This is a genomic window from Cupriavidus sp. 05T313 (assembly GCF_056396665.1).
In genome coordinates, this window is sequence record NZ_JBFTLX010000021.1 from 39,407 (window position 1) to 49,840 (window position 10,434).

The window sequence follows — 10,434 nt, forward strand, 5'->3', positions numbered from 1 at the left end:
TCCGGCTCGTGCGCGAGCGCATGCAACGATCGGGGACATCCGGGCCAACCGCTGCGTATGCGCGGCCGCCTGGCGGCCCGGCGCGGATTGCCACGCTGGGCATATTGATGGCGCTGCAGGCACTGCCTAGCCAGGCGCTGGCTGACCGCGCCCGCGGCCCGGCTGCCGAGATGGTGCGCRTCGCCTTGATTGCCGATCAGCCGCAGTGGCCGGCTGCCGAGACGGGCACCACCCGCCTGCTTGATTTCGTGGCCGCGCGCCGTCTCGATTTCGTCGTCCATCTGGGCGGGATCAAGGGCGACACCGAATCCTGCGGCGATGCCTTGCTCACCGTTCGCCAGCGCTTGCTCGACCAGTCGCCCCTGCCGCTCGTCTACCTGCCCGGCGAAACCGACTGGGCGGAATGCCAACGCGCCGCGAACGGCCGCTTCGATGCCGTGGAGCGGCTGAACCGGCTGCGTGAGCTGTTCTACCCGGCGGATACCACGCTTGGCCAGCGCGTCCTGCCGCTGACGCGGCAATCCGACCAGGCCACCTTCCGCAGCTATCGGGAAAACGTGCGCTGGAGCGCCGGCAATGTGATGCTGGTGGGCCTGAACCTGCCTGGCGACAATAATCACTACCGCTCGGAAGGCGGTCGCAACGGCGAGTTCGAGGATCGCCGCGAGGCCAACCGCCAGTGGCTGGCGCGCGCTTTTTCGCTGGCGCAGCAGCGCAACCTGCCCGGCATCGTGGTGCTGGCGCATGCCGACCCGCAGTTCGGCAACGGCTGGGAACAGCGCGGCAACCCTTCCTTGTTCGATGGCTTCCTGCGCCGCCGCGCGCGCGACGGCTTCCTGGAGTTCAAGCGGCAGTTGCGGGAGCTGGCCGGCCGCTATCGGGGCCAGGTCCTGCTGGTGCACACCGGCGCCGGCGGCTTCGGCATCGACAGGCCGCTCAAGGATGCCGGCGGCAAGACACTGCGTAACGTCTCTCGCGTGGTCCTGCCCAGCGGCGCTCCCGGCCAGTACGCCGAACTGGCGATCACCCCTGGTTCGCCGTCTCTGTTCGAAGTCACGCTCAAGGATGGCCCCGAAGCGGAGTAAAGACGCATCGGGCGCATCGGGTAAATCCAATGCCGCGAGCCCAACAAAAAAGCCGGCAAGGCCGGCTTATTCGTGGGTACTGCCGCGAGGTCTCGCGCGCGCCTCGCACTCAGTGCAGGGTGCGGCTGYTATCGCCTTCGTCGTCCTCATCCTCGTCCACGACTTCGATGCCCGAGGCACCATGCGCGTGGCCGTGCTGCACTTCGTCGGCCGTAGCTTCGCGCACTTCGGCCACCTGCAGCCAGAAACGCAGTGCCATGCCCGCCAGCGGATGGTTGCCGTCCAGCACCACCTTGTCTTCCGCGACGTCGGTCACCGTGTAGATGATCGAGTCCTCGTCATCGCCGTCTTCCGGCACGCCTTCGAACTGCATGCCGATTTCCAGCGGCTCGGGGAAACGGTCGCGCGGCTCGACCTTCACCATGTCGGCGTCGTAGTCGCCGAAGGCTTCCTCGGGCTCGAGCTGCAACTGGGTTTCGAAGCCGGATTCATGGCCTTCCAGCGCTTCCTCGATCTTGGGGAACGTGCCATCATATCCGCCGTGCAAGTAAACCATCGGCTCATCCGACTCCTCGATCAGATTGCCCTGCGCATCCGACAGCTTGTACACCACGGATACCACCGTGTTCTTAGCGATTTTCAATTCTTGACTCCATGAACGATTCCGCATTATACGCGCAGGCCTTGCCCCCCGGCCCCGTCGATCCCGACGCGCCACTCGCCTTGCTGGGAGGCATGACGCCGGCCGCTTTCATGCGCGATATCTGGCAACGCAAACCCCTGCTGATCCGACAAGCGGTACCGGGAATCGAGCCGCCGGTATCGCGCGAGTCGCTTTTCGAACTAGCCGACCGCGACGACGTCGAGTCGCGCCTGATATCGCACTTCCGGAACCGCTGGAAGCTTGAGCAAGGCCCCTTCGCCGCCGATAACCTGCCCTCGCGCAAAGCCCGCCAATGGACCTTGCTCGTGCAGGGCGTTAACCTCCACGATAGTGCAGCCGCGGCTTTGTTGGGACAATTCCGTTTCGCCCCCGATGCGCGCCTGGACGATCTGATGATCAGCTACGCCACCGATGGCGGCGGCGTGGGCCCGCACTTCGACTCCTACGACGTATTCCTGCTGCAAGTATCGGGCCGGCGCCGCTGGCGCATCTCGTCCCAGGCCAAGCTCGACCTCGTCCCGGACCTGCCCCTGAAGATCCTGTCGGACTTCACCCCGGAAGAGGAATGGGTGCTGGARCCSGGCGAYATGCTKTACCTGCCRCCSCAGTATGCCCACGACGGCGTCGCCGAGGGCGAGTGCATGACCKMCTCGATCGGCTTCCGSGCCCCYGCCTACCGCGAGCTGGCAGGGCACTTCCTGGCATGGCTGTCGGAAACGGTCGAGGACAACGAGGATCTGGGCGGCCGCTATGCCGATCCGGGTGAGGCGGCCACGGCACATCCAGCCCAACTGCCGGCCCAGATGGTGCGTGCCGTGACCGAACGGCTGAGTGCCCTGCGTTGGTCGGGTGGCATGGTCTCGGAGTTTCTGGGCGCGCATCTCTCCGAACCCAAGCCGAGCGTCGAGTTTGCGGAAATACCCGAAATCACATTGAAGAAATACAACAAACTCGCCCTGGCGCACGGCATCGTGCTTGCGCCGGGATCAATTGCCCTGTATGACCGCACCCATTTCTTTATCAATGGGGAAGCCTACGAACCGCCCGGCGCGCTGGCGCGCTGGCTGCGGCAGCTGGCGGACCACCGCTGCCTGAGCGCCGCGGAAGTGGCCGCCTGCGCGGATTTGCCGGACCTGATGGAGACTTTTCATCACTGGACGCTGGAAGGATGGCTGCAATTTGCACCATCTGCCCTGTAATAATCCGTAACAAGCAAAAACAGCAAAAGAGAGCGCTACACAAGCCGGGAAAACGCGGATATAATCGTCGGCTGGCTAGTACTGTGTACCACTGCATTTGTCGGCACCCGGGAGAGCCTCTATTTTGCAGTTCAAGAGCGATAATTACCGGTAATTATTCATCGCCTGTTTTTCTGTTATTAAAGTTAAAGGACGAACAATGAAGAAGTCTCTCCTGATCGCATCGCTGCTCGCCGCCGTTGCTCTCGCCGCCTGCGGCAAGAAGGAAGAAGCCGCTGCTCCGGCACCGGCTGCCGAAGCATCGGCTGCCGCTGCTGACGCAACGGCTGCTGCTTCCAGCGCAGCAACCTCGGCTGCTGCAGCCACCGGCGCAGCCGCTGAAGCCTCCGGCGCAGCCGCTGAAGCCTCCGGCGCAGCCGCTGACGCTTCGGCCGCAGCTGCCAAGCAGTAATCGGTCTCCACCGATAAAAAAGCCGACCTTCGGGTCGGCTTTTTTTCGTCCATATTTCGTCCAGGGGCGTCGCCATCACAACGACGGACCGGCCATCCGCGCCACCCCGCCTCAGGCCCTGACCGGTTGCCAATCAAGGCCTTCATGCTGGTCCGCCACCAGGATTTCGCCGGCGGATGTGCCCAGCACCGCTGCCAGCGCCTGGGTGGCCAGCTCCCTTGTATTGTTTTGCTGGCTCAGGTGCGCCGCGACCACGCGCTGCAGCCCCGGGTGTGCCACGCTTGCCAGGATGTTGGCAGCGACTTCGTTTGCCAGATGCCCGAAATCGCCACCGATGCGGCGCTTGAGCGAATACGGGTAGGCCGAATTCCGCAACATTTCGCGATCGTGGTTGCACTCCAGCACCAGCGCATGCACGCCCGCCAGCCGGGCGGTGACATAGGGCGTCTCCATGCCCGCATCGGTCAGCACGCCAAGCCGGGCATCGCCATCGCTCAGCACGAACTGCAGCGGCTCGCGCGCATCGTGCGGTACCGTGTACGGAAGGATGTGGATGCCGCCGACGACCAGCGGATGGTCGGCGCAGCAGACGCGTACATCGGCCTTGTCCGCCCCGCGCATATGCGAGGTGGCCAGCCAGGTGCCGTGACTCGTGTGCACCGGCACGTCGTGGCGCGCAGCGAAGGAATACGCCGAGCCGACATGATCGCCATGCTCGTGGGTGACCAGCACGGCATCGAGCTGGTCCGGCGCGACGCCGAGCCGCTCCAGCCGCCGCGCGGTTTCGCGGATGCCAAAGCCGCAATCGAGCAACACCCGGGTCGTGGTGGTGCCCTCTTGCGATTCGATCAACAGGGAATTGCCCTCGCTGCCGCTGCCGAGGAAGGCGAAGCGCATCATGCGCCAGCCTCCCCGGACAACTTGCGGGGCCACCCCGCGGCCGGGCGCCGCGGGTAGTCTTGCGCGACCTGCACTCCGGTCAGCGCAGTTGCTCGTCGAGCAGCGTAAGAATGCGCTTGCCGACTTCGGTACCTTCCGGCTGGCCCGCATCGTTCTGTACCGTCACGGTCGTGCCGGTGCCGTCGCCCTTCAGCGCCACGCGGTACTTCTTGGCCTTCTTGCTGTCCTCGGTGCCGGTCTTGGTGAACAGCTTGGAGAAGAAGCCGCGGTTGTCCACGGTATCGCGCGTGTCGACATAGCGCACATAGTAGAGGCCCTGGGCGCGGTCACGGTCTTCCACCGTGAAATTGACGCGGTCCAGCGCCAGCCCGACCGAGCGCCAGGCGCGGTCGAACGGTTCGGCCAGCTGCAGCGCCTGGGTGCCGTTCACCTGGGTCAGGTTGGCGTTGGCGCTGGATGCCTTGGCGGTACCGGCGGCGGCGGCTGGGGCCGCAGCAGCGGCAGGCGCCGGGGCGGCACCGCTCTTGGCCATGCGATCAGCCTGCTCTTTTTGCACGCCCAGACGCTGCGCGAAGCGCGAGAGGAATTCAGCTTCAAGCTCAGGATCGGACGGACGCGCCGTCCAGATCGTGTTCGACTTGTCGATGCCGGTCAGCTGTTCCTGCGCGCCGCGGTGGCTGATGAAGACCTCCATATTGCCGTTCTGCGCGCGCTCCAGGCGGGTGCGGAACTTGTCGCGCTCGGAAGTCGAGTACAGCCCATCGAAAACCTTGCCGATGGTATTGCGGATGAAATCCTGCGGGATCTTCGCGCGGTTCTCGGCCCAGTCGGTTTCCATGATGCCGGTCTCCGGCGAGTCCTGCACCAGCAGGAAACCGCTCTCCTGCCAGAATTCACGCAGGGACTGCCACAGCTTGTCGGCCGGCATGCCATTGCTGATCACCAGCCAGCGCTGGTTGCCGTCGCGCTCCATGCGGATGCCTTGCGTCGACGGCAGCACGTTTTCGGTACCTGACTGCTGCTGCGCCACCTTGTTCGACTGGTTATACGTCGAGAGCGTCGAGGTGCCGTTCTGGTCCGGCACCGAATAGCGGCGATCGCCTTCGATCTTGGTCAGATCCGGGGGCACGTCCAGCGTGGAAGTGCGCTTGGCGGCGGACTTGTAGTCGATCTTGTCGGGCGCCATGGCATCGTTGATGCTGCTGCAACCGGTCATCGCGCTCGCCACCAGCACGGGCAAGACCAAGGCGGCACGGCTAACTTGCGTTGCGCCGTGGCGGTTAAGCTTGAGTTTCATTGACACGCAATCCTAGTTGATGGGATGACGGCAAAACACGGTGCGATCAGCCGAGCAAGCCGGCATTCGACAGCGCCTTGCGCACCACGTCGTGGTAATCCGGTGACAGCGGCGTGAGCGGGAGGCGGATACCGCCCTGCATTCTGCCCATTTGCTGGAGCGCCCACTTGACGGGAATCGGGTTGGCTTCGACGAACATCGCCTTGTTCAGCTCAACCAGTTCCATATGGATGCGACGCGCGGTAATCGCATCGCCCTTCAGGGCTGCCACGCACAATTCATGCATCTTGCGCGGCGCCACGTTGGCCGTGACGGAAATATTGCCATGGCCACCCAGCAGCATCAGGGCAATCGCGGTGGGGTCGTCGCCACTGTAGATGGCGAAGCCTTCCGGCGCATCCTTGATCAGTTGCGCGGCGCGGTCGATATTGCCCGTCGCTTCCTTCACGCCGATGATGCCCGGCACCTGCGCCAGGCGCAGGATGGTGTCATGCTGCATGTCGGCCACGGTGCGGCCGGGCACGTTGTACAGCACCACAGGCAAGTCCACGGCTTCCGCGATGGTGCGGAAATGGCGGTACATGCCTTCCTGCGTCGGCTTGTTGTAGTAGGGCACGACCTGCAGCGACGCGTCGGCGCCGACCTGCTTGGCGAACGCGGTCAGCTCGATCGCTTCCTTGGTCGAGTTGCCGCCGGTGCCTGCAATGATCGGGATGCGCTTGTCGGCCTGCTCCACGGCGACGCGGATCAGTTCGCAATGCTCATCCACGTTCACCGTGGGCGATTCGCCGGTGGTGCCGACGATCACAATGCCATCGGTGCCCTCGGCGACGTGCCAGTCGACCAGGGCGCGCAGCGCCGGGAAATCCAGGCTGCCATCTTCCTGCATCGGCGTCACGATTGCGACGATGCTGCCGTTAATCTGTGTCATAACGTTTGAGAATTCGAGAAACGAATACCGCGATTGTACCGGATACCTCAGGCCTTCCGACCGCACCTTCGACCGGGCAAATCCCAAGGCAGTTCAACGCGTGAAGTCCAGGTCTCGCCGACCTGGCAGGCAAATAGCCCGGGCCGCACTTCAGCCTGGCAAAGGATAACGGGGCGGCGCATTGCCCCCCGTATTTCCACCATCCTCCCTGACTGCGCAAAGCCGCTGCACGAAGGCAGTTTTAGGCACTTGCAGGATACCATCTTCGAAGCCGACCACGCGCAACGTGCCGCGCACGGCCTCCAGCAATTCACCCGGCCGCAGCAGGAAATCCGGGTTGGAAGGCTTGCCCACGGTTTCGTTGCCGGCGGCAAAGGTTTCGTAGAGCAGCACGCCGCCCGGCGCCAGGGCATCGAGCAGATGGGGCCATAGCGGCCGGTGCAGATAGTTGGTCACCACGATCGCGTCAAAGGGCGCCGCATCGGCCAGCGGCCAGGTGCCCTGCTCCAGGTCGGCCATGCGGGTGGCGACTCCACCCGTGGAAGCGGCCAGCGCCGCCAGCACGGCCGGATCGCGGTCGACGCCGAGCACGGCATGACCCCGGTTGGCGAACCACACGGCATGGCGACCACTGCCGCAGGCCAGGTCGAGCACCCGGCCGCCCGGGCGCACCAGGTGCGCCCAGCGCGTCACCCACGGCGACGGCACGCCCAGTGGCGCGTGTGAAGCCACTCCCGCCGCCGTGCTCACCGGTACCCCAGGCCCATGGCCGAGCGCACGTCCCGCATGGTCTCGCGCGCCAGCTGGCTGGCCTTGTCGCAGCCGTGCGCGACGATATCACGCAGCAGCGCGGGGTCGTCCATGTACTTTTGCGCCCGTTCCAGCATGGGCTGCTGCTCGCGCAGGATGCCCTCGATCACCGGTTGCTTGCATTCGATACAGCCGATGCCGGCGCTGCGGCAACCCTGCTCCACCCACTCGCGCGTGGGCACATCCGAGTAGACCTGGTGCAGTTGCCACACCGGGCAACGCGCCGGCTCGCCGGCATCGGTGCGACGCACACGGGCCGGATCGGTCGGCATGGTACGCACCTTTTTTTCCACCGAAGCCTTGTCCTCGCGCATGCGGATGGTGTTGCCGTAGGACTTCGACATCTTCTGGCCGTCCAGCCCCGGCATCCGCGAAGCCGCGGTCAGCAGCGCCTGCGGCTCGACCAGGATGGTCTTGCGCGAACCGCCCAGATAGCCCAGCAGCAATTCGCGATCCTCGGCGGACAGGCTCTGGGACTGGGCCACCAGCGCGCCGCCTTCTGCCAGAGCCTCTTCCTTGCCTTGTTCATGATAGGYACGGCGCAGCTCGAGAAAGGCCTTGGCGCGCTTGCCGCCCAGCTTCCTGGCGGCTTCCTGCGCCCGCTCCTCGAAGCCCGGCTGGCGGCCATAGAGATAGTTGAAGCGGCGCGCGATCTCGCGCGTGATCTCCACATGCGGCACCTGGTCTTCGCCCACCGGCACGCGGCCGGCGCGATAGATCAGGATATCGGCGGCCTGCAGCAGCGGATAGCCAAGGAAACCGTAGGTGGAGAGATCCTTCTCCTTGAGCTTCTCGATCTGGTCCTTGTAGGTTGGCACCCGCTCCAGCCAGCCCAGCGGCGTGCCCATCGACAGCAGCAGGAACAGCTCGGCATGCTCGGGCACGCGGCTCTGGATAAACAGCGTGGCGCGTTCGGGATCGACCCCGGCGGCGAGCCAGTCGACCAGCATCTCCCACGCCGATTCGCCAATCACTTCGGGCGACTCGTAGTGCGTGGTAAGCGCATGCCAGTCTGCCACAAAGAAAAAGCAGGGGTACTCGGCTTGCAGCTGGACCCAGTTTTTCAGTACGCCATGATAGTGGCCCAGGTGCAGCGCGCCGGTGGGCCGCATGCCGGAAAGAACGCGATCGGGGAACATGTCTGTCTGTTTTTATGGGGAATCGGTACTGGTACTCGTATCCGGTTTTGCCGCCGGCGCGGATGCCCGCCCGGCTTACTGCACCAGTGCCAGGACAGGCTGCAGCATCAGCTGCACCAGCCCGCTCAGGGCCCCCATCACCGGCTGCATCCACACCTTGGTGATCACGCCCGCGGCTACCAGCGCCAGCACCACGAAGATGCCGTAGGGCTCGATGCGCGACACGGCATGGGCAATCCGCCGCGGCAACAGCGCGGTCAGCACGCGGCCGCCGTCCAGCGGAGGCACGGGGAACAGGTTGAAGGCCGCCATCACCAGATTGACCAGCACGCCGGCCCGCGCCATCTGGCTGAAGAACGGCTCCTGCACCTGCCCCAGCACCAGCCCGATCGCCACCAGCGCCCACAGGAAGGCCTGCAGCACGTTGCTGCCCGGACCCGCCAGGGCCACCCACATGCCGTGCCAGCGCGGGTTGCGCAGGCGGTCAAAGGCGACCGGCACCGGCTTGGCGTAGCCGAACACAAATTGGCCGCTCGTCATGAAATAGAGCAGCAGCGGCACCGCGATGGTACCGATGGGATCGATATGGCGCGCCGGGTTAATGCTGACGCGGCCCATCGCATAGGCAGTGTTATCGCCGAACAGTTTGGCCACATAGCCGTGCGCGGCCTCGTGCAACGTGATGGCGAACAGGACCGGCAGGGCATAGACCGCAATGGTCTGAATCAGGGAGGAATCCATGGGGCGCTATTGTACCGGGGACGCGGGAAAGTGCGCCCGCCGCCAAAGCGGCGCCGCGCGGCGAGGGCAAGTCGGGATCAAAGGCCGAAACGCTCGATGTCGCCTCGTCCCTGCCGTACCAGTTCAGGCTCCCCGCCCGTAAGGTCGATCACGGTGGTCGGCTGCGCCGGTGCGGCGCCGCCGCAGATCACCAGCTCCAGGAGCTTTTCCAGCCGGGCACGAATCACCTCCGGCTCATTGAGCGGGGCCTCGTCGCCTGGCAGTTGCAGGGTGGCCGAGATCAGTGGTTCGCCCACTTCGGCCAGCAGCGCCAGCGGGATGGCATGCTCGGGCACGCGCACGCCGATGGTCTTGCGGGCGGGATGCGAGAGCCGGCGCGGCACTTCCTTGGTGGCTTCCAGGATAAACACATAGGGGCCGGGCGTGGCGCCCTTGAGCCAGCGGTACTGCCGGTTGTCCACGCGCGCGAAGTTGCCCAGTTCGGACAAGTCGCTGCACATCAGCGTCAGGTGGTGTTTGTCGTCGATCCCGCGCAGGCGGCGCAGCCGCTCCACCGCAGCCTTGTCGTCCAGCCGGCAGGCCAGCGCGTAGCTGGAGTCGGTTGGCAAGGCAATCAGCCCGCCCTGCCCGATGATCTGCGCGGCCTGCTTGATCAGGCGGGCTTGCGGGTTGAGCGGATGGATTTCAAAATATTGGGACATAGGCGGGCCAGGGGAAAACGGTCGCGGGCCTGGGGCGAATACCGCGCGCACTCCGGGCCAGCTCTGCGATGGGGAGAAGCGAATGGGGCGCATGGTACGGGCCGGCGCGGCTTACCAGTCATGCCAGACCGGCGTGACCGAGGACGGCAGCGGCGGCAGCGAGCCCAGCTCGATCCGGCCTTCGCCCGGCCCATGGAAATCCGAGCCGCGGGAAGCCAGCAGGCCGTAGTGATGCGCGACATCGACGTAGCGGCGGTACTGGTCCGGCGTATGGCTGCCAGTGACCACCTCGACCGCGGCCCCGCCGAGCTGCTTGAACTCGTCGAACAGCGCATCATGCTGCAGTTGCGTGTAGTTGTAGCGCCCCGGGTGGGCCATCACCGGAATGCCGCCTGCCGCCTGGATCCATCCCACGGCATCGGCCAGCCTGGCCCAGCGGTGCCCCACAAAACCCGGACAGCCTTCGCCGAGGTAATCGCTGAACACGTCGCCGATGGTCTTGCACCGCCCCTGCTC

11 protein-coding genes and 1 pseudogene are annotated in these 10,434 nt (G+C 65.3%); 2 read left to right on the forward strand and 10 right to left on the reverse strand.

The features are described 5' to 3' along the window. Positions 1-107 precede the first annotated feature (107 nt). Positions 108-1,085, forward strand: coding sequence for a hypothetical protein (locus AC1DKD_RS07800; protein WP_477143165.1), 978 nt, complete (start codon positions 108-110; stop codon positions 1,083-1,085). Positions 1,086-1,194: 109 nt separating this feature from the next. Here AC1DKD_RS07800 and AC1DKD_RS07805 read toward each other — a convergent pair whose 3' ends face one another. Continuing rightward, positions 1,195-1,728, reverse strand: a complete 534-nt coding sequence (locus AC1DKD_RS07805) for an FKBP-type peptidyl-prolyl cis-trans isomerase (RefSeq protein WP_477143161.1) — start codon at positions 1,726-1,728, stop codon at positions 1,195-1,197. Positions 1,729-1,739: 11 nt separating this feature from the next. Between AC1DKD_RS07805 and AC1DKD_RS07810 the strand changes: the two genes are divergently transcribed. Further along, positions 1,740-2,948, forward strand: coding sequence for a ribosomal protein uL16 3-hydroxylase (locus AC1DKD_RS07810; protein ID WP_477143162.1), 1,209 nt, complete (start codon positions 1,740-1,742; stop codon positions 2,946-2,948). Between the two features lie 144 nt (positions 2,949-3,092). Here the strand turns inward: AC1DKD_RS07810 and AC1DKD_RS07815 are convergent, their stop codons facing one another. The 9 genes and pseudogenes from AC1DKD_RS07815 to AC1DKD_RS07855 form a co-directional block, all read right to left on the reverse strand. Further along, on the reverse strand, positions 3,093-3,452 hold the full coding sequence (locus tag AC1DKD_RS07815; RefSeq protein ID WP_441630068.1) for a hypothetical protein: 360 nt from the start codon (positions 3,450-3,452) through the stop codon (positions 3,093-3,095). Between the two features lie 58 nt (positions 3,453-3,510). Continuing rightward, the gene (locus AC1DKD_RS07820; RefSeq protein ID WP_477111062.1) at positions 3,511-4,299 is read right to left on the reverse strand and encodes an MBL fold metallo-hydrolase; all 789 of its coding nucleotides are present in this window, start codon (positions 4,297-4,299) and stop codon (positions 3,511-3,513) included. A 79-nt stretch (positions 4,300-4,378) separates the two neighbouring features. Continuing rightward, a complete protein-coding gene (bamC, locus tag AC1DKD_RS07825) occupies positions 4,379-5,596 on the reverse strand; it encodes an outer membrane protein assembly factor BamC (RefSeq protein WP_441630065.1) in 1,218 nt (405 codons plus the stop codon). A 46-nt stretch (positions 5,597-5,642) separates the two neighbouring features. Then, complete coding sequence (gene dapA, locus AC1DKD_RS07830) at positions 5,643-6,527, reverse strand: 4-hydroxy-tetrahydrodipicolinate synthase (protein ID WP_045238036.1); 885 nt, start codon at positions 6,525-6,527, stop codon at positions 5,643-5,645. 150 nt (positions 6,528-6,677) lie between these two features. Beyond that, entirely contained in the window at positions 6,678-7,259 is a 582-nt protein-coding gene (locus AC1DKD_RS07835) for a class I SAM-dependent methyltransferase (RefSeq protein ID WP_441630063.1), read from the reverse strand. Between the two features lie 14 nt (positions 7,260-7,273). After that, complete coding sequence (locus AC1DKD_RS07840; RefSeq protein WP_477143163.1) at positions 7,274-8,476, reverse strand: tryptophan--tRNA ligase; 1,203 nt, start codon at positions 8,474-8,476, stop codon at positions 7,274-7,276. 75 nt (positions 8,477-8,551) lie between these two features. Next, positions 8,552-9,217 carry a site-2 protease family protein gene (locus tag AC1DKD_RS07845; RefSeq protein WP_441630060.1) on the reverse strand — a complete coding sequence of 222 codons (666 nt, stop codon included), beginning with the start codon at positions 9,215-9,217 and terminating at the stop codon, positions 8,552-8,554. 77 nt (positions 9,218-9,294) lie between these two features. Beyond that, positions 9,295-9,918 (reverse strand): L-threonylcarbamoyladenylate synthase, encoded by a 624-nt coding sequence (locus tag AC1DKD_RS07850; RefSeq protein ID WP_276289521.1) that lies wholly within the window; start codon positions 9,916-9,918, stop codon positions 9,295-9,297. Between the two features lie 111 nt (positions 9,919-10,029). Next, positions 10,030-10,434, reverse strand: a pseudogene (locus AC1DKD_RS07855) (phosphatase); the annotation flags it as partial.

Bases quoted from the DNA above. Each gene is read 5' to 3' on its own strand.
- AC1DKD_RS07815 (WP_441630068.1), bottom strand. From the start codon at position 3,452: ATGGACGAAAAAAAGCCGACCCGAAGGTCGGCTTTTTTATCGGTGGAG.
- AC1DKD_RS07820 (WP_477111062.1), bottom strand. From the start codon at position 4,299: ATGATGCGCTTCGCCTTCCTCGGCAGCGGCAGCGAGGGCAATTCCCTG.
- bamC (WP_441630065.1), bottom strand. From the start codon at position 5,596: ATGAAACTCAAGCTTAACCGCCACGGCGCAACGCAAGTTAGCCGTGCC.
- dapA (WP_045238036.1), bottom strand. From the start codon at position 6,527: ATGACACAGATTAACGGCAGCATCGTCGCAATCGTGACGCCGATGCAG.
- AC1DKD_RS07845 (WP_441630060.1), bottom strand. From the start codon at position 9,217: ATGGATTCCTCCCTGATTCAGACCATTGCGGTCTATGCCCTGCCGGTC.
- AC1DKD_RS07850 (WP_276289521.1), bottom strand. From the start codon at position 9,918: ATGTCCCAATATTTTGAAATCCATCCGCTCAACCCGCAAGCCCGCCTG.